The organism is Bacillus sp. JJ1533 (assembly GCF_036965045.1).
GTDB lineage: Bacteria > Bacillota > Bacilli > Bacillales > Bacillaceae_L > Ferdinandcohnia.
In genome coordinates this window covers 145076-169029 of record NZ_JBALOV010000005.1, presented here as the reverse complement: position 1 = coordinate 169029, position 23954 = coordinate 145076, and the positions used below count along the sequence as shown (strand labels likewise).

Annotated in this window: 16 protein-coding genes and 1 pseudogene; 12 read left to right on the top strand and 5 right to left on the bottom strand. The window is 40.1% G+C overall.

Annotation, left to right across the window (positions count from 1 at the left end):
• Positions 1-195: 195 nt before the first annotated feature.
• Positions 196-921 carry a Crp/Fnr family transcriptional regulator gene (locus V7138_RS03490; RefSeq protein ID WP_335394318.1) on the bottom strand — a complete coding sequence of 242 codons (726 nt, stop codon included), beginning with the start codon at positions 919-921 and terminating at the stop codon, positions 196-198.
• Positions 922-1367: 446 nt separating this feature from the next.
• Here V7138_RS03490 and V7138_RS03485 point away from each other — a divergent pair, with 446 nt between their 5' ends.
• Together V7138_RS03485 and odhB are read left to right on the top strand one after the other, a co-directional pair.
• Complete coding sequence (locus V7138_RS03485; protein WP_335394316.1) at positions 1368-4208, top strand: 2-oxoglutarate dehydrogenase E1 component; 2841 nt, start codon at positions 1368-1370, stop codon at positions 4206-4208.
• Positions 4205-5458 (top strand): 2-oxoglutarate dehydrogenase complex dihydrolipoyllysine-residue succinyltransferase, encoded by a 1254-nt coding sequence (odhB, locus tag V7138_RS03480; protein WP_335394314.1) that lies wholly within the window; start codon positions 4205-4207, stop codon positions 5456-5458. Before V7138_RS03485 ends, odhB begins: the two co-directional genes overlap by 4 nt.
• A gap of 105 nt (positions 5459-5563) precedes the next feature.
• Here the strand turns inward: odhB and gdhA are convergent, their stop codons facing one another.
• On the bottom strand, positions 5564-6943 hold the full coding sequence (gene gdhA / locus V7138_RS03475; protein WP_438824308.1) for an NADP-specific glutamate dehydrogenase: 1380 nt from the start codon (positions 6941-6943) through the stop codon (positions 5564-5566).
• Between the two features lie 233 nt (positions 6944-7176).
• On the opposite strand from gdhA, the gene V7138_RS03470 reads away from it, so the two are divergent.
• Positions 7177-8082, top strand: coding sequence for a LysR family transcriptional regulator (locus tag V7138_RS03470; protein ID WP_335394310.1), 906 nt, complete (start codon positions 7177-7179; stop codon positions 8080-8082).
• Between the two features lie 191 nt (positions 8083-8273).
• On the opposite strand, the gene V7138_RS03465 is transcribed toward V7138_RS03470, so the two are convergent.
• The gene (locus V7138_RS03465; protein WP_335394308.1) at positions 8274-10364 is read right to left on the bottom strand and encodes a hypothetical protein; all 2091 of its coding nucleotides are present in this window, start codon (positions 10362-10364) and stop codon (positions 8274-8276) included.
• A 203-nt stretch (positions 10365-10567) separates the two neighbouring features.
• On the opposite strand from V7138_RS03465, the gene V7138_RS03460 reads away from it, so the two are divergent.
• Entirely contained in the window at positions 10568-12286 is a 1719-nt protein-coding gene (locus V7138_RS03460; RefSeq protein WP_335394306.1) for an ABC transporter ATP-binding protein, read from the top strand.
• 409 nt (positions 12287-12695) lie between these two features.
• Complete coding sequence (locus tag V7138_RS03455; protein WP_335394305.1) at positions 12696-14267, top strand: SpoIID/LytB domain-containing protein; 1572 nt, start codon at positions 12696-12698, stop codon at positions 14265-14267.
• A gap of 36 nt (positions 14268-14303) precedes the next feature.
• On the opposite strand, the gene V7138_RS03450 is transcribed toward V7138_RS03455, so the two are convergent.
• Positions 14304-15968: a glutamine--tRNA ligase/YqeY domain fusion protein gene (locus V7138_RS03450; protein ID WP_438824307.1), complete on the bottom strand. Its 1665-nt coding sequence runs from the start codon at positions 15966-15968 to the stop codon at positions 14304-14306.
• A 205-nt stretch (positions 15969-16173) separates the two neighbouring features.
• Here V7138_RS03450 and V7138_RS03445 point away from each other — a divergent pair, with 205 nt between their 5' ends.
• From V7138_RS03445 to kynA, 3 genes are all read left to right on the top strand, one after another.
• Entirely contained in the window at positions 16174-16917 is a 744-nt protein-coding gene (locus tag V7138_RS03445) for a threonine/serine exporter family protein (RefSeq protein WP_335394301.1), read from the top strand.
• Positions 16918-16934: 17 nt separating this feature from the next.
• The gene (locus V7138_RS03440; RefSeq protein WP_335394299.1) at positions 16935-17366 is read left to right on the top strand and encodes a threonine/serine exporter family protein; all 432 of its coding nucleotides are present in this window, start codon (positions 16935-16937) and stop codon (positions 17364-17366) included.
• Between the two features lie 230 nt (positions 17367-17596).
• A complete protein-coding gene (gene kynA / locus V7138_RS03435; protein WP_335394297.1) occupies positions 17597-18418 on the top strand; it encodes a tryptophan 2,3-dioxygenase in 822 nt (273 codons plus the stop codon).
• 24 nt (positions 18419-18442) lie between these two features.
• Here kynA and V7138_RS03430 read toward each other — a convergent pair whose 3' ends face one another.
• The gene (locus tag V7138_RS03430; RefSeq protein WP_335394295.1) at positions 18443-19273 is read right to left on the bottom strand and encodes a GNAT family N-acetyltransferase; all 831 of its coding nucleotides are present in this window, start codon (positions 19271-19273) and stop codon (positions 18443-18445) included.
• Positions 19274-19430: 157 nt separating this feature from the next.
• Here V7138_RS03430 and V7138_RS03425 point away from each other — a divergent pair, with 157 nt between their 5' ends.
• The 4 genes and pseudogenes from V7138_RS03425 to V7138_RS03410 form a co-directional block, all read left to right on the top strand.
• Positions 19431-20417, top strand: coding sequence for a LacI family DNA-binding transcriptional regulator (locus tag V7138_RS03425; protein ID WP_335394294.1), 987 nt, complete (start codon positions 19431-19433; stop codon positions 20415-20417).
• 128 nt (positions 20418-20545) lie between these two features.
• A complete protein-coding gene (locus V7138_RS03420; RefSeq protein ID WP_335394292.1) occupies positions 20546-21940 on the top strand; it encodes a sucrose-specific PTS transporter subunit IIBC in 1395 nt (464 codons plus the stop codon).
• 113 nt (positions 21941-22053) lie between these two features.
• The gene (locus V7138_RS03415) at positions 22054-23496 is read left to right on the top strand and encodes a glycoside hydrolase family 32 protein (protein WP_335394290.1); all 1443 of its coding nucleotides are present in this window, start codon (positions 22054-22056) and stop codon (positions 23494-23496) included.
• A gap of 11 nt (positions 23497-23507) precedes the next feature.
• Positions 23508-23724, top strand: a pseudogene (locus V7138_RS03410) (PfkB family carbohydrate kinase); the annotation flags it as partial.
• Positions 23725-23954: the final 230 nt, after the last annotated feature.

The window sequence follows — 23954 nt, the reverse complement described above, 5'->3', positions numbered from 1 at the left end:
CGAAAATATGCGTGGCATGGGCAAGAATATGCGTCTGATTCCGAAAATATGCGTCGTTTGAGCAGGATATGCGTGCATTTCCGAAAATATGCGTCAAATCCCGAAGATATGCGCCACTTCACATGCAGCCTCAATCGAAATCCTTCATCTCCCCATAATAAACAAAGCCCCACAATCAAATGTGGGGCTTTACCTTTACACTGTTTTGGCTTTCTTTTTTAAGGCTTCAAGATCAAGGATATGAATATCCCTTTGACCATTTACCTCAATTAGATTTTCTGAAATGAACTTAACAAACTTACGGCTAATGGTTTCCGGTGTTGTGCCGATAAGAGATGCTAACACCTTTTTGTTAATCGGGAGCTTAAAGCGACCATCCTTGGAGCGTACTCGGTCGTTGAATAAAAGGAGTACACTTGCCAAGCGCTGCTCGACCTCCATTAAGCTTAGCAAACTCATCCACTCGTCTGCTTGATAAATTCTTTCGTTTAATGCCCGCATGAAGCGTAGCGCCATTTTGTGATTGCGCTCTAATGTATTAAAAAAGTCCTGTTTCTGAATGGTATAGATAACAGTATCGTTAATCGCAACCGCATTTGCATAATGATTTTCTGATTGAAGCATAGCAGATTGACCAAAAAAATCATCTGGGAATAGGAGGCGAACAATTTGTTCCTTTCCGTCTTCTGCTACTTTTGTGATTTTAATAAGACCCTCACCGATGATATACAGCGTATCAGAAGGATCACCCTCTCTAAAAATCACATCTCCTTTGCGGTAGTCACGAATTTGAATGACCTTTTGTAAAAGCTTCATTTCCTTCTCATTTAAACCTTCAAAAATAGGTACCTGACAAATATTGCTTGGATCATGTGGACTGCTAATCATACAGAACACTTTTTCTCCTTTCAAAATGCCCATAAAATGTGGACTCTTGTTGTACTTAAGTTTACCTACCCTGCCGAAGTCTAAACGGACTTTTAGTTGTAAAAGTGTAAGTGGATCAACGACTTTTCAAACGGTTCCTTTACTTCTAGTGGAATGTTGTACTACAATAGAGACTTCACTTTATGTTACTTAAAATCTTATTATTTTCTTTAGCAAAATTCCTTTGAAAACTTGATTTATATCAAGGAAACTTTCTGCTTTCAACTATAAGATAAGAATAACATATTTAATCAGAATTATGACTATATAATGACTCTTATTTTGCCTATTTTTCAGGGTTTTTTCTGGAAAATTCCAATGTAAGCATTTTACTAGAAATTAACTGGAAATGGGGTATAGTATGGGTAGACGTCATAGTTCTATGAAACACAATTGTCTATGTGAATATTACAATAGGTAATATGGAGGCTAATAACAAAATGGATAACCAACTAAGGAAAAATGTGTGGGAGTCATTCTATGGCCCGAACATGGGTTATGTCTTTGACATGTATGAAAAATACAAGAATGATCCGAGTTCAGTAGACCCTTCTGTGAAAGCGCTTTTCGAAGAACTTGGGCCGCCACCGGCAGATGAGCAAGCAGCAACAGCAGAGTTAGTAAGTGGGGGCATCTCACCGAAGACAATCAAGACAATCACATCTGGAAGTAAATTAATTAAAAACATTCGTGCATACGGGCATTTGGCGGCTGATATCTATCCGCTTCGTACAAGACCGAAGCCAGATACAAGCTTTTTAGAGCCTGATTATTATAATCTCACGAAAGAAGATTTAATGGACATTCCAGCAACATATATCTGGGAGGAAGCACCTCCAACCGTTCAAACTGGATGGGATGCTTATGAGCATTTAAAGGCAGCTTATACACAAACCATTGCTTATGAATTTGCACATGTTGATGAGGAAGACGAAAGACAATGGTTAAGACAGCAGGTTGAAATCAATGGAGTAGGCTTAAAGCTTACGGCTGATGAAAAGAAACAGCTGGCAGAGCGCCTGATGAATGTTGATGGCTTTGAAAAATTCTTACACAAAACATTTGTTGGTCAAAAGCGTTTCTCAATCGAAGGATTGGATATGCTCGTGCCAATGCTTGAAAAATTAATTGAAGAAGGCAGTAGTGATGGTACCGACAATATTATGATCGGTATGGCTCACCGCGGCCGATTAAATGTGTTGGCTCACGTACTCCATAAGCCATATGAATTGATTTTCTCTGAGTTCCACCATTCACCAAATAAGGATTTAATTCCATCTGAAGGCTCAAGAGGAATTAATTATGGTTGGTCAGGAGATGTGAAGTATCACTTAGGAGCTGACCATCGCTTCAAAGGCCCTAAGGAGCATGTGACTCATATTAATCTTGCTAACAACCCAAGTCACTTGGAGTTTGTAAACCCTGTTGTATTAGGTATTACGCGTGCAGCACAGGATAACACAAGCAAAGCAGGATACCCTGTTCAAGATAAGCAAAGTGCGATTAGTGTTCTTATCCATGGTGATGCGGCATTCCCTGGCGAGGGTGTTGTTGCTGAAACACTGAACTTAAGCAGATTAAAAGGCTATGAAACTGGCGGATCGGTTCATATCATTGCCAATAACATGGTTGGTTTTACTACAAATAATACAGATTCTCGTTCAACTCGTTTTGCGAGTGACCTTGCGAAAGGCTATGAAATTCCAATTGTACGTGTCAACGCAGATGATCCTGAAGCTTGTCTTTCAGCAATTCACTTTGCGTATGAATACCGCAAGCGTTTTGAAAAAGATATCTTAATTGACTTAGTTGGTTACAGACGTTTTGGCCATAACGAAATGGATGACCCAAGTGTTACACAACCATTATTGTATAAGAAGATTACAAATCACCCTGTTATAGCCGATAAATACGGTCAAAAGTTAGTTGCTGAAAACGTGATAACAGCGGAAGAACTTACCGCTAAACGTGAAGAGTTCATGCAAAGTCTTCAATCCATCTATGATGATTTTGTAGAAAATGAAGAGCGTGTAAAACCTAAGAAGCCGAAAGCACTTTCTGCTATTCCAGATTTTGATACGACGGTACCGGCTGATCTTTTACGCAGCATGAATCGGGGATTATTACAATGGCCACAGTCCTTAACTGTTTATCCGAAGTTAGAACGTATTTTAAAACGTCGTGAAACGGCACTTGATGAAGAGAATAAAGTAGACTGGGCATTGGCTGAAACCTTAGCATTCGGATCTGTTCTTGCAGAAGGAAAAACCGTTCGCTTAACAGGTCAGGATAGTGAAAGAGGTACATTTGCTCACCGTCATGTAGCATTAAATGACTATGAAACTAATGAAAAGTATGTCCCATTACACAATATCCCAGAAGCCAAAGCTTCCTTCTCCATCTATAACAGCCCGTTATCTGAAACTGCTGTTCTAGGATTTGAATACGGTTATAGTGTTCAGGATGAAAATGCACTTGTCCTTTGGGAAGCACAGTTTGGTGACTTTGTGAACGTTGCACAGCCAATTATTGACCAATTCATCTCTTCTGGCCATGCAAAATGGGGGCAAAAGTCAGGTCTTGTGATGCTTTTACCACATGGATATGAAGGACAAGGTCCAGAACATTCAAGTGGTAGAGTAGAACGTTTCTTAAATGCAGCTGGGGAAAATAACTGGATTGTGGCGAACGTAACAAGCGCTTCACAATACTTCCATTTATTAAGAAGACAATCAATGCTTACTTCAACAGATGAAGCAAGACCATTGATCGTCATGACGCCGAAAAGTTTACTTCGTCATCCACAAACAGCTTCATCACTAGCAGATTTAACAGATGGAAGCTTTAAGCCATTACTTGAACAGCCAGGAATGGGAACGGAGAAAGAGAAAGTAACGCGCTTGCTGCTTTGTACTGGTAAAGTAGCGATTGACCTTGCAACAGAAGCTGCTAACTTACCTGCTGAACATACAAATAGCTTGCATATTGCAAGAGTGGAACAAATGTATCCATTCCCTAAGCAGGAGCTAGAAGAACTAGTCAGCCAGTATCCAAATCTTAAAGAGGTTGTTTGGGTACAAGAAGAGCCTAAGAACATGGGGGCATGGCCAGCTCTACAACCAGTTTTAATGGACATTTTATCAGAGGAAATTACATTAGATTATGTTGGTAGACCGAAGCGTTCAAGTCCAGCTACGGGAGACCCGGATATTCATAAACAAGAACAAGCTTGGATTATGCAAGATGCATTGCTAACAGACAAAGGAGGGAATCAGCAATGATCGAAGTGAAAGTACCGGAATTAGCTGAGTCCATTACAGAAGGAACAATTGTTGAATGGTTAAAAAAAGAAGGCGAATTCGTTAACAAAGGTGAATCCATCGCTGAACTTGAAACAGATAAAGTTAACGTCGAAATTAACAGTGAATATACAGGGGTTATTAAAGAATTCTTGTTCCAACCTGGTGATAATGTTGAGGTAGGCCAAGTGATTGCAAAGCTTGATGAAACTGGTTCAGAATCAAGCACTGCAGCTCCAGCTCCTGAAGCTGCACCTTCTGAAGAGCCAAAAGCAGCTGCACCGGCTCCTGAAGCAAAACAAGAGCCAGTGGCAACGGATGCTGCTGGAGAAAAAGGCAAGCAAGCCATTGCTTCACCTGCAGCTAGAAAACGGGCAAGAGAACTAGGCATTGATTTAAACGAGGTTCCATACAAAGATCCACTTGGACGTGTTCGTGTTGAAGGAGTAGAAGCATTTAAACAAGCACAATCTGTACCAGCTCCTGCAGCCAAACAACCTGCAGCAGCGCCAGTGGTAAACGATGACCCACGCGTAGAACGAATTAAAATGTCTAGACGTCGTCAAACAATCGCAAAACGTCTTGTTGAAGCACAGCACACAGCGGCAATGCTGACAACATTTAACGAAGTAGATATGACGGCTGTGATGGATGTTAGAGCTCGTCGTAAAGATGCTTTCTTTAAAAAACACGGGGTCAAACTTGGTTTCATGTCCTTCTTTACGAAAGCAGTTATCGGTGCATTGAAGGCATATCCATTTGTTAATGCAGAAATTCAAGGAAATGAAATCCTGCTTAAAAAATTCTATGACATCGGGATTGCCGTTTCTGCAGAAGAAGGATTAGTTGTTCCAGTTGTACGTAATGCTGACACATTAAGCTTTGCAGGTATTGAAGCTGAAATTGGACGTCTGGCTGAAAAAGCGAGAAACAATCAATTAGGCTTAAGTGACCTTCAAGGCGGCACATTCACAATTACGAATGGCGGTACATTTGGTTCCCTAAATTCAACACCTATTATTAACGCACCACAGGTTGGTATTTTAGGAATGCATAAGATACAAAGACGTCCTGTTGTTGTAGACAATAATGACACTGTTGAGGTACGCCCAATGATGTATGTAGCATTATCTTATGACCACAGAATCATTGATGGGAAAGATGCTGTAGGATTCCTTGTGAAAGTAAAAGAATTATTAGAAGATCCAGAAGACCTTTTATTAGAAGGTTGATTATAAAACGGTACATGCTCTATGGGCATGTACCGTTTTTTCCTTTTTAGGACATGAAAAAACGCTGCTTTCCGTAGAGGGAAAACAGCATTTAGCATGTTTAGATTAAATAACACCTTGAGCGATCATCGCGTCTGCCACTTTTATGAATCCAGCGATATTAGCTCCATATACGAGATTTCCGGGATGGCCGTATTCTTCAGCTGCATCCATGCTGTTGCGGTAAATGGATGCCATGATATCCTGCAGTTTGCTGTCGACTTCTTCAAATGACCATGAAAGTCTCATGCTATTTTGGGACATCTCCAGAGCGGAAACAGCAACACCACCTGCATTAACAGCTTTCCCAGGCCCGAAAAGAACATCGCTTTCTACGAATAAGTCAACTGCTTCTAGTGTGGATGGCATGTTTGCACCTTCACCAACTGCTTTTACTCCGTTTGAAATAAGAGTTTGTGCAGATTCAATATCGATTTCGTTTTGAGTTGCACATGGTAATGCGATGTCACAAGGAATGGACCAAATACCTGAGCAGCCTTCAACATATTCTGCTTCTGGGTGTTCTACCACATATTCCTTGATACGTTTGCGCTCCACTTCCTTAATGCGCTTGATTGTCTCTAAATCTAAGCCATTTTCATCGTAGATATAACCGTTAGAATCGCTACAAGCAACTACTTTCGCACCAAGCTGTTGTGCCTTTTCAATTGCATAAATTGAAACATTACCAGAACCTGAAATGATCACTGTACTTCCTTCGAAAGAAAGACCCTGTTCCTTCAGCATTTCTTCAACGAAATAAACAGTACCATAACCTGTTGCTTCTGTACGGACTAAGCTTCCGCCGTATCCAAGACCTTTTCCGGTAAAGACACCTGCTTCAAAGCTGCCGCGCAGTCTTTTGTATTGGCCGAACATGTAGCCAACTTCTCTTGCGCCAACACCGATATCGCCAGCTGGAACATCGACGTCTGGACCAATATGTCTAGTTAGTTCTGTCATAAAGCTTTGCGTAAAACGCATAATTTCATTATCAGATTTTCCTTTTGGATCAAAATCTGATCCGCCTTTACCTCCGCCAATTGGAAGACCTGTTAAGGAGTTCTTAAGAATTTGCTCAAAGCCGAGGAATTTAATGATGCTTGCATTAACAGAAGGATGAAAACGTAATCCGCCTTTATATGGGCCAAGTGCACTGTTAAACTGAACACGATAGCCACGATTCACATGAATTTGGCCTTGGTCATCCACCCATGGTACACGGAATGTAATCATTCTTTCCGGTTCAACAATTCTTTCTAAAATAGCATGCTTCATATACTTTGGATTCTTAGCAAATACAGGTACAAGCGAAAGGAAGATTTCTTTCACCGCCTGGTGAAACTCAGGTTCATGAGGATTTCTCTTCTTAACCTCCTCATATACTTTGTTCATATAATCGGTTGCTTGTTTTAACTCTGGTACAGGAATAGACTGTTCGATCATAGCCATCGTGTACATTCACCCTTTCTTTGCTATATATTTTTGAAGATGTTCAATAAGGTCCGGAGAAAAAGATTCAGCTTCTTTTTGAACAAAACTTTTGTCAAAATCAAAGGAAAATAATTTTTGTCTGTAAATTCTTGATATTAATCATTTTATATTGAATAATTAATCTAAGCAATATTAATAAAAGATATAAATGATGCCGAAATTAGATGAATCGAGGAGAAAGCCCTGTGGAACTTAGACAACTGACCTATTTTATTGAAGTTGCAAAGCGAGAACATGTTACGGAAGCAGCAAATTCAATGCATATTGCACAGTCCGCGGTTAGCCGGCAACTATTCAATCTAGAAGCGGAATTAGGGGTAGATTTATTTATACGTGACGGACGTAATGTAAAGTTAACGCCAATCGGTAGAGTTTTTTTAGATCATGTTGAGCAGGCATTAAATGTATTGGATAATGCCAAACGTGAGATTGAAGAATATTTGGACCCGGAACGAGGAACGATTCGGATAGGGTTTCCAAGTAGTCTGGCTGCACATACACTGCCAAACGTTGTATCTGCATTTCGAGACCAGCATCCAGAAGTAAAATTTTCGCTGTCACAAGGAAATTACTATTCCTTAGTCGAGCGAGTGAAAACGGGCGAAATTGATATGGCATTGCTTGGTCCTGTACCAAATCAGGAAAAGAAACTCATTGGTACCACTTTATTTACTGATAAAATGGTAGCCCTTTTACACAGCTCACATCCACTGTCATCCAATAAGTCGTTGAGTCTAAGTCAGTTAAAAGAGGAGCAATTTGTATTATTTCCAAATGGCTTTGTGTTACGTGATATTATTGTGAAAGCTTGTAATCAACTTGGTTTTCAGCCGACTGTTTCCTTTGAAGGGGAAGATATTGATGCAATCAAGGGCCTTGTGTCAGCGGGACTTGGGATTACAATCATCCCTGAAATCACCTTGATTGAAAATATTCCACGTTCAACTGTAAAGCTCCCGGTTGTGCACCCTGAGGTAACTCGTTCAGTAGGTGTTATTATTCCTAAAGAGCGAAAGTTACTCCCAACTGAACAACTGTTTTATGACTTTTTAAAGGATTATTTTTCGTTTTTAGACAAATTTCAATATTGACTGCCGTTGTATTTCCTCGGAAATAGGGGAACAATGTCGATTAATGGGGAGCCTAGTGTGGAGGCTCCCTATTTTAGTTTGTCCTATTATTTTTTATTATTATAATTGGTTCTAAATGATAAGCCAAAGAAATAAGAAAAAGGTAAATAAGGATGAATGACCCCGTGCTTAGTGAAGCACGGGGTTACTTTTTATGAAAGTGGAATGGGGTCATAGGTGATTTCATTATTGTTTTGCAGCAATTCGTTTTTAACGTGGGCTGGGGTAAGGATGAGATGTCCGATGTTATTGCCGGTTTCAATGAGAGGGCCTTGGTTTGTGGAAAGATATCGAATCTTTTCTTTCCATGTAAAATTGGATGGACAAGGGACATTGTTTGTTTGCTTTACAATACCATTGGTTTCATTACAGTATCTGTTTATTTCCTTGTTTTGGCGTTTGGCAGCATTAATTGTCACAATAGCCTTCATTAATCCTCCTTGAATTCCGGAAAAACTCATATTGTTCATTGGACTACTGGTAAATTGATAGACGTGTATGTTTTCGTTATTGTTGAATTCAACATTGGTTTTGACAGCAGAAGCGTAATGGACATCACCTGATAAAATAAAGCAATGACTAGGGTTCCACTCCTTTATCTGGTTTAGGAATTCGTTAAAACCCTCTCCGTTAGATTTCCACGACTCAAAATCAAATGCTGTTGTAACAGGGACTCCAATTGTTTTTAACGGAAAGATATATTGATTAAGAAAGGACTCGATTAAGCCGATTCCATAAACAGGAGTTGGGGATACAACAAGGAGCGCTTCTCCGTTCTTCCAACCACTTTTGTATAGACAATCTGTGATTGTCTCCCAGCCGTGTTCGTTGATGAGCTGAGGAGGTCGATCCTTTTCTTCTATGTTTCGACCAAGGGAAACAGGAAGTGGAGTGTGATCATATTTTCGCTGTGTCCGTGTATCAAGAAAGATCGCCTTTGGATTAGTGGGTGCTACAAAGTTCCACTCGGAATACTTCCAGAGTAATTCCTCCCACACTTGATGAGAATTTGAACGAGTATTGAAGGTCTTACTATATTTCCGCAACTTTCGCAAAAATCCATGATCAAATTGTTTAGGGTTATTGCCCCAGCCTTGGAACAACAAGTAAGCCATAAGGCCATTTGCAATCACATGACGTCCGAGACTTGACTGGTAGACGTTTTTCTTCCAATCGTGGCTGATATTCCAATCATCTGTTATATCATGATCATCGAAAATCATATAAGTTGGAATATTGGCAAGTAATCTTCTCACTTTTGAGAGAGTTCGATATGTTTCCTCCACGTCAGCTACATGGTCGTTATATTCTTTTTTGTACATCTTTTTTTCCTTTTTCCGTTTATTTTTCTGTTCTTTTCCATAAATGAAATAGATTTGTCTTTTCTTGATGGATTCTTCAAATGCAGGAAAATGACCTTTACTTAAAAATGCATCCCAAAGTTCTGGCGACCACGACAGTAAATATAATGCGGCATATTCACCAAATGTGATTGCATGGTTACTAGCATGCGAAGAAGTGAACTTGCAAAACCTCTCCATGATAAATTTTCTTCCGCGGGTTTGGAAAATTGATCTTTTAAAAGGTTTTTCTTTCAGTCGCGGTTCAATATTTTCAAGCTTTTCATGTTTGCCAATTAGTTTATTGCCGACCTCTGTCATGATAGGAAAAACTGGGTCTGGCACATCATCTGCATATATTTGATCGCCCATTAAAAACAGGGTGCTAGGGCGTTTTTCAAGATCGAGAAAATACTTTTCAATTGTGTCGTCTCCTTGGCTTAGGGCATCTTCCCCTTTCCCATGGAGCTTACGACATGACCCATACAGGAGATTCGTATGTTTTTCGTGGGGGTCTGGGATATAAAAGCTTGGAAATGAAAGCTCTCCATATGTGATGGAGTTTGGTTGATCTTTCCCTATTAGCCCGAAATCGCCTAGGGTAAGAATCTCACCATTTTTTTGAAAATAGAGGTCATAACCCAAAAGTTTTTTTATAGGGAATTGTGTTCCATTTGGCGTTAGTTTAATAAGGCTGATATAAAGTTGATTCCCTGCACGAAATGTGGTCGTTTCGGATTTACAGCGAATTTCATGGTATGAAAAACCCGTACCCTCATTATTTTGAATTTGGTACAGCTTTGCACCAAGCTTATAACGTTTTCTTAATGCTATCCAAATATAGATGTGAGAAGGCTCAACACGACGCAGGATTGGCCCCGATAAAATCGTTGGTAGATCCATTTGGTTCACCATCCCATATTGTTATTTCTATATAACTATTCAATAACGATCGGGACGGTGCCTAGTTCACTGAAGGCCAGGGATAGGGGTTCCTGTATTTTAATCACTACTCAATATTTCGAGCGGCAAAATAGTTTGTCAAATTCAGGTGTAACGGCTTATAATTCGAATTAGGCAGTAGGAAGTTGTAAGGAGAGAGTAAAATGATTCAACGTTTTTTTACATATTACAAACCGCACCGGAAGTTGTTCATTATAGATTTCAGCTGTGCCGTGATCGTGGCGATTTTAGAGCTTGCTTTTCCACTAGCAGTGCAATGGTTCATTGATAAACTCTTGCCAACTAGTAACTGGTCGGCAATTGTCTGGGTGAGCATTGGGTTGTTAGTCTTATATCTTGTCAGCTCAGGATTGCAGTTTATCGTGGGTTACTGGGGTCATAAGCTTGGAATCAATATTGAAACCGACATGAGACAGCAGCTATTCCAGCATGTGCAAAAGCAATCGTTCCGCTTTTTTGATAACACTAAAACCGGTCATATTATGAGCCGGATTACAAATGACTTGTTTGATATCGGGGAGCTTGCCCATCATGGTCCAGAGGATTTATTCATTGCCATCATGACTTTCGTCGGAGCATTCTGGATCATGTTAACCATCAATGTAAAGCTTGCATTAATTGCGATTATTGTGGTGCCATTTTTAATTTGGCTCATTGCGTTTTCAAATGTTCGCATGAATCGTGCATGGAAGGCCATGTATAGCAATATCGCCGATGTCAATGCACGAGTGGAGGACAGTGTTGCAGGAGCACGTGTTGTCCAATCCTTTACAAATGAAGAATTCGAGATTTCAAGGTTCAAAGTAGATAACCGTAAATTCCGTCGGTCTAAGCTTAGTGCTTACAAGGTTATGGGATCAACATCCGCAGGAATCTATCTTATGACACGCTTGTTTGTGCTAATCGTGCTAGTAGTTGGTGCTTGGCTAAGTTTTACTGGTGAGCTTACGTACGGTGAACTTGTTGGATTTGTCCTATATGTCAATGTTCTTTTTAAACCGATTGATAAAATTAGTGCTTTACTGGAGCTTTATCCAAAGGGCATGGCAGGTTTCAAACGCTTTACAGAGTTACTTGATATGGAGCCAGAAGTGGAGGATGCAAAGGATGCAGTCGCTGTTCCATCCCTTCGTGGTGATATCGTGTTTGACCATGTCACATTTGGTTATGATGAAAAGCAAGGTCCTGTCTTAAAGGATATTAATTTAAAGGTTCATGCTGGAGAAACGGTCGCGTTTGTCGGTCCTTCCGGAGCAGGGAAAACAACGATTTGTTCATTAATTCCACGTTTCTATGATGTCGATGGTGGTGCTATTTCAATTGACGGCATGGATATTCGTAAAATGACAAAGCAATCTCTTCGTTCACAAATTGGAATCGTGCAACAGGATGTTTTCCTTTTTACAGGAACACTAAAGGAAAATATTGCATACGGGATGTTAGGAGCAACGGATGAACAAATTGAAGAAGCAGCAAAGCGCGCTCATTTAGAAGATTTTATCGCTGGACTGCCTGATGGCTATGAAACACAGGTTGGAGAAAGAGGACTAAAGCTATCTGGAGGCCAGAAACAACGGATTGCGATTGCGCGGATGTTCCTGAAGAACCCACCCATTTTAATTTTAGATGAGGCTACATCAGCCTTAGATACAGAAACGGAACAAATTATTCAAAAAGCACTAACCGAGCTTTCAAAAAATCGCACAACTCTTGTCATTGCCCATCGTCTGGCAACCATCCGTAATGCAGACCGTATTGTAGTTGTGACGGAAGATGGCATTGCTGAGCAAGGCGGACATGATGAACTGCTTGAAAAAGGCGGTATTTTTGCGAATCTGCATCATGTTCAATATCAATCTTAATGACCGGGTTCTCCTGGTCATTTTTTTTAAGATAAGAAAAATTTATTACATAGTTTTCGATGTCCAGCTCCAGGCGCCATCGGCTCTCTGGTCTAAGCCAATCGCTTCGGAAGGCAAAAAGCGCCTTCTGTCAGCGCTCGTCTTTTGCTTGTCGCCGATAAACGGGCGCCTTGCGCTTTTCTTATTGAATGGGTCTTTGGTCATGCAAATATTTCAACGATTTAGAAGTCTATTACACTAGAAGGGATAGAAGAAAAAAGAATCCTGTCGTACTCTATCAGAAGATAGGGAAAAGGTAAAATCTATAATTGAAATAATATTTCAAAAAATGGGAAATTTGTATGGAAGGTAATTTTACCCTCCTGACGAACTTATCTAGTATAACAATAAACAGTAGGGGGAATTGCATGTGAAAAAGGTTTTAAAGCTATTATTTGTGTTTACTTTTGTCGGTATATTTTCACTTCAAGGTATTTGGGAAAAATCAGCAGAAGCAAGCGAAGGTGAGGAACCAATTATTCGGATTGGAGTCGTTCCTTCTGCAGAATCTTTGAAAATAGGAGGAGTGGGTGACTTTGATGTTATCAACAAAGTAACAGGTGAAGTCCTTTTCACAGGTTCGAATGAGGAGGTTGAAGTTGAACTAGCAGGTTCATCCGTTGTAAAAACAAACTACCGCTTACAGGTAGCATTTTCTACAAGTAATGCATATATTGCCGATTGGCTTGAGCGTGCGAAATCCAATGGGTATCCCACTTATCTTGAGGAATACAATAATGGTTGGAGATTATTAATTGGGGAGTTTCCAGCAGATGCTTCATTTTCAGAGAGAACGGCTTTTAAAAATGAGATTATTGCAAAAGGCTTAGGTGGCAGTGATGCTTATTGGAGGCATATTACAGCAGTTGAAGGTGAGTCGACAATCAAAGTATCAAACGATGAAACAAAAGAAACAACTACTAACCCTATCCAGGTCATTTCAAATGATATAGTTACAATTAACGGCAAGAAATACCGTGGAATCGCGGAAGTAGGATTCAACAGCTCTGGGGCACTTGCGGGAATCAATGAACTTCCAATTGAGGAGTATTTATATGGAGTCGTTCCACGTGAGCTGCCACCTGTCCCATATGGGGAATTAGAAGCGCAAAAATCACAGGCGATTGCGGCTAGAACTTATGCGTTATCCAATATGGGGAAGAGAGGGAAAGATGGCTATGACCTTCTTCCAACCACATCTGATCAAGTGTATGGTGGTTATGGGGATGAACACCCCATCTCAAATGGTGCAGTTGATGGCACACGAGGAATTGTTGCGACATATGAAGGTAAATTAATTACGGCTGTCTTTAACTCTACTAGTGGGGGGTTCTCAGCAAATAATGAAGATGTATGGAATTCAGACCCTGTTCCATACCTGAGAGGGGTGCCTGATGCACAAAGGGGGAAGGCGTTTGAGCATGTTCCATCCATAGAGGTCTTTAAAAACCACAGTAACTCCAAGTCATTACGTGCTGCAAAAGAAGGAGATTTTGAAGCGGATTGGTCAAAATACCATCGCTGGAATTTTGAATGGACGGCAGAAGAGATCAGTGATGTGTTAAGCACGTCATATAATAAAGAAGTAGGTAAGGTTTACGAAATCAATGTGACTGATCGCTCAAGCTCGGGACGTGTGCTGGAAATTGAGTTTGTTACAGAAAATGGTACGTTCTATGAATATAAGGACCGAATTCGTACGACGTTAAAATACATTAATGCAAGCGGTAACCAGGCTTCACTTTTAAGTACCCTGTTCCACATTGAGCCTGTGAAAGATAATAATAAAGAAGTCATAGGCTTTAAAGTATACGGTGGTGGCTGGGGCCATGGCGTTGGTTTGTCACAAACAGGTGCAGTCGGTATGGCTGAAAAAGGTGCAACCTTCGAAGAAATTCTTAAACATTATTACCAAGGAATTGACCTGGAGGATAGATATTAAAAAGGAAGACTCGTGCTCCGGGCACGAGTCTTTTTTCTATAATTTAAATGAACTTTTCAAGGAAACAATGCGGTTGAAGACGAGATTGTCTTCTGTTGTGAGTTTAGGATCTACATTAAAGTAACCATGTCTAAAGAATTGGAACTTATCCTGTGGTTTCACATCTTTCATGTTTGGCTCAACAAATCCGTTTAAGATCTCAAGAGAGTTCGGATTGACATGATCAAGGAATGTTTTATCTTCATCTTCCTCATTTTCTTCTTCATCCAAAATAAGTGGCTCATAAAGACGGAATTCAGCAGGCACTGCTTGTGTCGCTTCAACCCAGTGAATTGTACCTTTTACTTTACGACCGGTAAATCCAGTACCACTCTTCGTTTCAGGGTCATACGTACAGTGAAGCTCAATCACATTGCCTTCCTCATCCTTGATGACTTCTTCACATTTAATGAAGTAGGCATGCTTTAGGCGCACCTCATTACCAGGGAAGAGACGGAAATATTTTTTCGGCGGATTTTCCATGAAATCCTCTTGTTCGATATAGATTTCACGAGAAAATGGAATTTGTCTCGTTCCCATTTCAGGATTTTCAGGATTAATTTCCGCATCGAGCATTTCCACTTGTCCTTCCGGATAGTTTGTAATCACGACTTTAAGTGGATTAATAACACCCATTGTACGTGGTACTTTTAGCTTCAAATCTTCACGTACAAAATGCTCTAGCATTTGTGTATCAACGGTTCCGTTGTTTTTCGCGACTCCTAATTCACGCAAAAATGTACGGATTGCTTCAGGTGTATATCCTTTTCTTCTTAGACCAGAAATGGTTGGCATACGAGGGTCGTCCCATCCGTCCACATGGCCTTCTTCAACTAGCTGCTTCAACTTACGCTTACTCATGACTGTATTTGTTAAATTGATGCGGCCGAATTCGATTTGCTGTGGCTTATTTTCCATTTCACAATGCTCAACAACCCAGTTGTAAAAAGGACGCTGATCCTCGAACTCAATCGTACAAATCGAATGAGTTACCCCTTCAATTGCATCCTCAAGTGGATGAGCATAAGCATATAGCGGATAGATACACCATTTATCACCAGTATTATGATGAGTCGTATGTGAAATTCGGTAAATAACAGGATCACGCAAATTGATATTTGGTGAAGTCATATCAATCTTTGCACGCAGCACCTTTTCGCCATTTTCATACTTGCCAGCGCGCATGTTTTCAAATAGCTCCAGGTTTTCCTCGATCGTACGACTGCGATATGGGCTATCCTTTCCAGGCTCTGTTAGGGTTCCGCGATATTCACGAATCTCATCTGAACTTAAATCATCTACATACGCAAGGCCTTTTTTAATGAGCAAAACAGCCCGGTTATACATTTCTTCAAAATAATCCGATGCAAAGAATAAACCATCCCACTCATATCCGAGCCATTTTACATCCTCTTTAATCGAGTTCACAAACTCAATATCTTCTTTTAAAGGATTGGTATCATCAAATCGCAGGTTTGTTTTACCTTTAAACTCATCCGCAAGGTCAAAATTTAGAATGATTGATTTTGCATGCCCTATATGAAGATATCCATTTGGTTCTGGAGGAAAGCGGGTAACGACATGATCGCGTTTACCGGTTTCTAAATCATCGATAATGGTATTCCTAATAAAATTTGAAACGTTATTATTCTCCACGGCCATAACCTCTTTCGTTATCCTGTACTGGATGTTCAAAATCACGTTGATTTCATGTCTCTTTGAATATCCTCTATAATGGATGAATATATCATAAATCCAGAATAATTACCATTATTCTCATGTTTACCAAAGTTTAAGTTGATTATAATACTGTCTTTCATATAAGCTTTACTGTACATGCAATTTTTAACCATCGGAGCGGTGTTTTATGGAAAAAAAGACTGAAATTATTGAGATCTGCCTTTTGGCGGGAAAAATTATGCTTGAAAGTGGAGCCGAGACGTATCGGGTAGAGGATACGATGAACCGGATGGCAGCAGCATTTGGGATAGTATCGTCCCATAGCTATGTTACACCCACTGCGATTATGTTTTCAGCAAGCGAGGCAGAACCTACTACTTTAGTACGTATTAATGAACGGTCCACTGATTTAGAAAAAGTGACCCTCGTCAATAGTATTTCACGCAAAATTAGTAGTGGAGATTTAACACTTCAAGAAGCAAAGCAGGAGCTAGAAGAACTGTCGAAAAGGGACCTTTCCTATCCGATTTGGATTCAGATTTTTTCGGCAGCCATCGCGAGTGGCTGTTTTACAATCATGTTCCTTGGGACATGGACAGATTTTTTACCAGCCTGTGTAGCGGGAGGAGTAGGTTTTGCTTTTTTTATCTTCATTCACAAGTTAATTCGAATTAAATTTTTCTCGGAAATTTTGGCTTCGTTTGTGATAGGAATCGTTGCCTACCTCTTTATCATAGCTGGGTTGGGAGCAGAGCTTGATAAAATCATCATAGGCTCTGTCATGCCACTTGTACCCGGTTTGTTAATCACAAATGCAATCAGGGACTTAATTGCAGGCCACCTTGTTTCAGGGATCTCGAAAGGTGCAGAAGCATTTTTAACAGCTTTAGCAATTGGTACAGGAATAGCTGTCGTGTTAGCGATATTTTAAGTATGGAGGAGTTTCAAATGCTTTCCCATTTAATTACAAGCTTAATTGCTTCTAGTACATTTGGCATCATCTTTAACGTTCCAAAAAAGTCGCTTATAAAATGTGGACTAGTTGGGATGATTGGTTGGATGTTATATATCTTTTTATTTTTGAGAGGTATTGATGCTGTTTATGCGACGCTTGCTGCCTCTGTCTTGGTTGCGATTATCAGCCATATTTTTGCTAAAGTATATAAAAACCCAGTAATTATTTACAGCATCGTCGGAATCATCCCATTGGTGCCTGGTGGAATTGCGTATAATTCAATGCGAAATTTTGTTGAAAATGATTATTCCACAGCATTATCACTCGCAGCAAGGGCGTTCATGATATCTGGATCCATTGCGTTTGGGCTCGTGATATCAGAGGTATTAAATCAGTTGATTATTAGAAGGAAAAAGAGAGTTTAAGATGTAGTTTCCTGGATGTTCGGTTCCAGGAGACTTTTTATTTTGGGTTCGGTACTGTTTGTGGCTAAAACCGATAGAACTGGATTAAAGTCGATAGAATGGAAATAAAGCCGATAGAAATCCACACACCGGTCTGAAAAATCAAGAAAGATAAAGGAGTTTTTGCATATCCATAGAAAATAAGGGGTAGATCCATAAACACCATCTTTCAATATCGAAAGGAGACGTGTATGAGCAAAAACGACGGCATTTACGATGATTTATCAAAGGATATGACATATGGTGATTATCTTCAATTAGATTCTTTACTATCTAGCCAGCATCGGCTTTCCGAGCATCATGACGAGATGCTGTTTATCATCATCCACCAAACAAGTGAGCTTTGGATGAAGCTTATTTTACACGAGGTCAATGCGGCAAAAGCATCTATTTTAAAAAATAATCTCGAACCAGCCTTTAAAATGCTATCAAGGGTCTCGCGAATTCAGCAGCAATTGATCCAATCCTGGGATGTTTTGTCCACCTTGACACCCTCTGAATATATGGAATTTAGAGGTGAACTCGGAAAATCCTCGGGCTTCCAATCCTATCAAAATCGGTTAATTGAGTTTTCATTGGGACATAAAAAACCGAATGTCCTAGGGGTTTATAAGCATCAACCGGAAGTGTATAAACAGGTGGAGACCGCGCTAAAAGAGAAAAGCATTTATGATGCGGCAATTCAAGCCCTTTCCAAAAGAGGATTTAACATCGATAAATCATGCCTTGAGCGGGATTGGACGAAGGATTATAAAGCCAACGATAGTGTCGAACAGGCTTGGCTAGAAGTCTATCAAAATATTGAAAAGCATTGGGATTTTTACGAGCTTGCGGAGAAACTTGTTGATATCGAATCCCACCAACAGAAATGGCGCTATAATCATATGATTACTGTCGAAAGAATTATCGGGTACAAAAGGGGGACTGGTGGCTCGGCAGGTGTCGAGTATTTGAAGCAGGTCATGAACCACCGCTTTTTCCCGGAGCTTTGGAGTATACGGACGAAATTATAAAGGAGTTCACCAAAGGGTAAACTCCTATTTGATGACAAATTCCTTAAATGGTAAGTAGTAAACATTGTAATTTTCGAGTTGTTCGAAACCGACTTTCTTCGCTATTACAATGGAGTCTTTTCGGAATGACTCTGTTGTCCAGTGCGGGTTTCCACCTCGACTGAGACAATCTTTGATAAAGGCCCTTGCCATTGCAGTAGCAAGCCCTTTTCCGCGATGGCTTGAATCATATTTATTAATTCCAATCTCGTATTCATTTTTCGATACAAAAACAGACAGGCACGTTCCGACAACTGCCGGGCCATGAACAACTGCATATCCAAAACCATTTTGAAAAAATGAATGTAGATCCCAAAATTTGATGATTTCATTTTTAACGATTTGACTTTCATCCCATTCTATTAGCTCCTTGTCAATGAGCCTTACCTCATAACCTTCAGGGATTTTCTTCATATCGTCTGGATTAAACCATTCTTTATGGAAAACAAACGGTACACGTTCCCCTTTATGGAGTGTGACACGAGTGAAAATGGATTCGATTGATCCATTCCATTCGTGATTTGGATAAATTTCAAGATTTAATGTATCTTCCTCAGGGAGTGCCTCCACCCGAATCACGGATGAAATAAATTCCTCAAGCCCTAAGTTAAATTCATGATGATCAACCTTCCCACAAAGATAGAACATCTCATTCTTCGCCCAAATAAACGCGGTTTCAGGGTTGCTTCGACTGTCTGCATAAACCTCTCCCAGATTGTTTCCATCAATCACTCCGTTAATAACCGGATGGCTTTCTAACCCTGCAAGAAGTGGCTTTATCTTATTAAAATGAACTGGTTCGAGTTTAGTAATCATATCCGTCACACCCTTTTTCCGATTCATACACTCTTCTATATTCGAACCTATTATAATGGAATCTAACATCCTGTAGAACAAGTATTTTTCAAAAAACTTTAGTCTCTGAAAAAATTGTGTAAAATAAAGAGGAATGAACTGTACTGGAGGAAATGTCATGGTGACGATGAAGGAAATTGCGAGACTGGCAAATGTGTCAAGTGCAACTGTTTCGCGAGTGTTGAACGACTCGGGATATGTAAGTGACGATGTTCGCAAACGCGTTATGAAAATTATAGAAGAAACAGGTTATATTCCAAGTGAGCACGCTAAAGCATTGCGGACTAAGCAATCCAATGTCATTGGTGTCATTTTACCAAAGCTAAGCACAGAAACAGCAAGTAGGATTGTCAATGGAATTAGTGAAGAACTAGCAAAGCACAGCTATCAAATCTTGCTTACAAATACAAATTTGGATCCGAAAAAAGAAATCGAATATGTAAAGCTTTTAAAAAGTAAACAAGTTGATGGGATTATTCTGCTTGCGACCAATCGCGGAGAGGACCTGTTACGTGAAATCAAAAAACTAAGCATTCCGTTTGTGGCGACTGGTCAAGAAATGGAGGGGGTTGCTTCTGTCATCAACAATAACTTCCAAGCTGCAAAGGATATCACCAATCTTTTAATTAAAAAAGGTCATAGCAATATTGCGTTTATCGGTGTGGATGAGACGGATTATGAGGTTGGATATAAGCGGAAAGCTGGTTATTTAGCTGCATTGGAGGAAAATCAACTACCTGTCGTGAAAGACTGGATTGGGAGTGCTGAATTTACAATTGAATCTGGCTATTCGACAGCAAAGACGATTTTTGCAGCTTCGCCTGAAAAGCCAACTGCAATTGTTGCTGTCACAGATCGGTTGGCGATTGGAGCAATGGAATATCTAAAAGAACAAGGATTGGCGATTCCGAATGATGTTGCGTTAACGGGAATGGGTGCATCCGATTTATCAAAGTATGTTGTTCCAACATTAACAACCGTTGACTTTCTTAGTGAGCATACGGGTGCAGAGGCGGCTAAGACGTTGTTAGGAATCCTACAGGAAGGAGTTTCCTTAGAAAAAAAACAAATCGATTATAGACTAATCATCCGAGATAGTATATAATCAGTTTCGTAAACGGTGTGTAATCGATTCCATATATTTTTTCAGAAATATGTAATCGATTACCTATTTTTATCATACATGTGTAATCGATACCATAGAGATACTAAATTTTATAGGGGTGAAAGTAAATGTCAGAAAATCGTAGAATTGCTGAAGAAATTATTGAGGCAGTTGGTGGTAAAGAAAATATTCTTTCGGCTGCCCACTGTGCAACCAGATTGCGAATTATGATTCAAGACAAAGAAAAAATTGACCAAGAAAAGGTTGAAAATGTAGATAAGGTTAAAGGTGCATTCTTTAACTCGGGCCAATTCCAAGTCATCCTTGGCACAGGAACGGTAAACCGTATCTATGAAGAGGTTGAAAAGCTTGGTGTTGAAACGACTACAAAATCTGATCAATCAAAAGAAGCAGCTAAAAGCGGAAATGCTTTTCAACGTGCGATTCGTTCATTTGGCGACGTGTTCGTCCCAATTATTCCAGCATTAGTTGCGACAGGACTATTCATGGGCCTTCGTGGATTAGTAATGCAGGAGGAAATCCTTGCATGGTTCGGCTTAACGCCTGCGGATATTTCGCAAAACTTTCTTCTATTTACAGAAATCTTAACAGATACCGCTTTTATTTTCTTACCTGCTCTTGTCGCATGGTCCACATTCCGTGTATTTGGCGGGAATCCAACAATCGGACTTATACTTGGATTAATGCTTGTTAGCCCTTCCTTGCCAAACGCGTGGGGAGTTGCAGGCGGTGACGTTGAACCGATCAAATTCTTTGGGTTCATACCAGTAGTCGGTTATCAGGGTTCCGTTATTCCAGCATTTATTACGGGTATTGTGGGTGCAAAGCTAGAAAAATGGATTCGCAAACGTGTTCCAGAAGCATTAGATTTAATTGTTACTCCATTTTTAACATTGCTCATCATGATTGCCTTAGCTCTTTTTGCAATCGGACCAGTGTTCCATACCGTTGAAAATGTGATATTAGATGCGACTGTGGCAGTACTTGAATGGCCATTTGGATTAGCCGGATTAATTATTGGATTCCTTAACCAAATTATCGTGATCACAGGTGTTCACCATGTATTTAACCTATTAGAGGTTAAATTACTTGAAAACTTCGGCTTCAACCCTTATAACGCCATTGTGACATGTGCGGTGGCAGCACAAGGTGGAGCAGCTTTAGCTGTAGGTTTAAAGACAAAGTCAGTTAAATTAAAAGCATTGGCATTACCATCTACATTATCCGCATTTTTAGGTATCACAGAGCCTGCTATTTTCGGGGTTAACCTCCGTTATGTGAAACCATTTATCATGGGACTTATCGGTGGTGGTGTCGGTGGATTCCTAGCTTCACTTCTTGGTCTTAAAGGAACGGGAATGGCTATCACAGTAATCCCAGGAACACTGCTTTATTTAAACGGACAAATTTTACTCTATATCCTCGTAAACGTAGTAGCAATTGGTGTTGCCTTTGCTTTAACTTGGATGTTCGGATACTCAGATAAAATGCAAGAAAAATAAGAAATGTGTACGGCGCCCGGCAAACTGGCTTGTTGCCTCGAGCCGAGGGTTTCTTGAACGAGAAAAAACGGAAGGCAAGTAATTACTTGCCTTCTTTACGTAAGGAGTTCATCATGAATCAGCACGAATTAATAGAAAAAGCAAATCAGGAAGTGGCGAGACAGAGGGAGAAGGTCGAAAACGACCCGTACCGACTGCGATTTCACTTAATGCCCCCCGTTGGTTTGTTAAATGATCCCAATGGGTTTATTCAGTATAAGGGTGTGTACCACCTCTTTTACCAATGGAATCCGTTTGAAACAACACACGGTTCAAAGTTTTGGGGACATTATACCTCAAATAATCTTGTGAATTGGGAACACCAGCCGATTGCTCTTACTCCAAGTGAATGGTTTGAGAAAAATGGCTGTTATTCCGGAAGCGCAGTTGAGCAAGACGGAAAAATGGTGTTATTTTATACAGGAAACGTGAAGAATGAAAAGGGTGAACGTGAGACATATCAGTGTATGGCGGTCTCAAATGATGATGGGTTAACTTTTGAGAAAAAGGGACCGGTCATCTATCTTCCAGAGGGCTTCACTGCTCATTTTCGTGACCCAAAGGTTTGGAAAAAAGATAACACTTGGTATATGGTGCTAGGCGCACAAGATCTTAACGAACAAGGGAAGGTCGTTCTTTACTCTTCTCAGAACCTAAAAGATTGGAATTTTCACGGTTCCATTACGGGCTCTGAATTGAACGGATTAGGGCCATTTGGCTATATGTGGGAATGTCCGGATTTATTCGAGCTTGAAGGCAAAGATGTTTTGCTAGTTTCTCCACAAGGGCTTGAGCCAGAGGGAGATTTATATCAAAATTTATTCCAAGCAGGTTATTTTGTAGGTAGGCTGGATTATGAAACGTCAGTCTATCATCATGGTGATTTTACTGAATTAGATCGGGGCTTTGATTTTTATGCTCCACAAACCACCATTGATGAAAAAGGAAGAAGGCTTCTTTTCGCATGGATGGGAATTACTGACGACAATGAAAAATATCAGCCAACGATTGAAAATGGCTGGATCCATGCAATGACCTTGCCACGTGTTCTGTCACTTCAAGGTGAAAAAGTAATCCAACAACCTGTAGAAGAACTAAAGCAATTGCGAAAAAACGAAGTTTCGTATGAAAATGTTCAAGTTCATACAGACATTGTGACGCTTGATAAGGTAGAAGGAACAACGATGGAAATGCTCATTGATGGAATTTTAGGTGATATGGATTCCTTTGAAATCACATTTAGAGGAGCTGCACGCTTTTATTATTCCGCGAAAGAGAAGAAAATGAGTCTCCACAGGAAAAACTTTAAAGATGGGAAATTAGAATCAAGGTACTGTGAGATTGATAGGATTCACAAGTTACACGTCTTTTTGGATACTTCTTCAATTGAAATTTTTGTGAATGATGGCGAAGAAGTTTTTACAGCACGATATTACCCAGATACGAAAAATGAGTCCGTTTCTTTTGTAGCAGAGGGCAATCTCCAATTTAATGTGAAGAAATGGGATTTAGATTAGGAAGTGAAGGTATGAAACAGGGAATTATTTGTTTAGGTGAGGCATTAATTGATTTCATTCCACTTGATGAAGACAATATGCAATTTTTAAAAAGCCCAGGAGGTGCACCGGCAAACGTGCTGTTGGGGTTGCGAGGCTTGGTGCGAAGTCCTCTTCATCGGAAAAGTGGGGGACGATGTTCTTGGCAACTTTTTAAAAGAGACCTTAGAAAACTATAACGTTCAAACTGGAGCTATAAATAGAGTGGTCTTCATCAGGTTTATGAAGACCGAAACGTCGAAGAAAATGAAGCGAAACATTCTTCATCGGTGTTATGAAGACCAAAACGTCGAAGAAAATGAAGCGAAACAGTCTTCATCGGTGTAATGAAGACGCAAACGCCGAGGAAATTGAAGCGCAAAGGTCTTCATCGGGTTGATGAAGACCAAAACGCCAAAGAAACTGGCGTGAAAAGGTCT

Excerpts from the sequence above, each read along its gene's own strand:
- V7138_RS03445 (WP_335394301.1), top strand. The coding sequence starts at position 16,174 with ATGGAAAAAAAGACTGAAATTATTGAGATCTGCCTTTTGGCGGGAAAA.
- odhB (WP_335394314.1), top strand. The coding sequence starts at position 4,205 with ATGATCGAAGTGAAAGTACCGGAATTAGCTGAGTCCATTACAGAAGGA.
- V7138_RS03440 (WP_335394299.1), top strand. The coding sequence starts at position 16,935 with ATGCTTTCCCATTTAATTACAAGCTTAATTGCTTCTAGTACATTTGGC.
- V7138_RS03425 (WP_335394294.1), top strand. The coding sequence starts at position 19,431 with ATGGTGACGATGAAGGAAATTGCGAGACTGGCAAATGTGTCAAGTGCA.
- V7138_RS03485 (WP_335394316.1), top strand. The coding sequence starts at position 1,368 with ATGGATAACCAACTAAGGAAAAATGTGTGGGAGTCATTCTATGGCCCG.
- V7138_RS03460 (WP_335394306.1), top strand. The coding sequence starts at position 10,568 with ATGATTCAACGTTTTTTTACATATTACAAACCGCACCGGAAGTTGTTC.
- V7138_RS03465 (WP_335394308.1), bottom strand. The coding sequence starts at position 10,364 with ATGGATCTACCAACGATTTTATCGGGGCCAATCCTGCGTCGTGTTGAG.
- V7138_RS03420 (WP_335394292.1), top strand. The coding sequence starts at position 20,546 with ATGTCAGAAAATCGTAGAATTGCTGAAGAAATTATTGAGGCAGTTGGT.
- V7138_RS03490 (WP_335394318.1), bottom strand. The coding sequence starts at position 921 with ATGGGCATTTTGAAAGGAGAAAAAGTGTTCTGTATGATTAGCAGTCCA.
- V7138_RS03430 (WP_335394295.1), bottom strand. The coding sequence starts at position 19,273 with ATGATTACTAAACTCGAACCAGTTCATTTTAATAAGATAAAGCCACTT.
- gdhA (WP_438824308.1), bottom strand. The coding sequence starts at position 6,943 with ATGATCGAACAGTCTATTCCTGTACCAGAGTTAAAACAAGCAACCGAT.
- kynA (WP_335394297.1), top strand. The coding sequence starts at position 17,597 with ATGAGCAAAAACGACGGCATTTACGATGATTTATCAAAGGATATGACA.
- V7138_RS03415 (WP_335394290.1), top strand. The coding sequence starts at position 22,054 with ATGAATCAGCACGAATTAATAGAAAAAGCAAATCAGGAAGTGGCGAGA.
- V7138_RS03450 (WP_438824307.1), bottom strand. The coding sequence starts at position 15,968 with ATGGCCGTGGAGAATAATAACGTTTCAAATTTTATTAGGAATACCATT.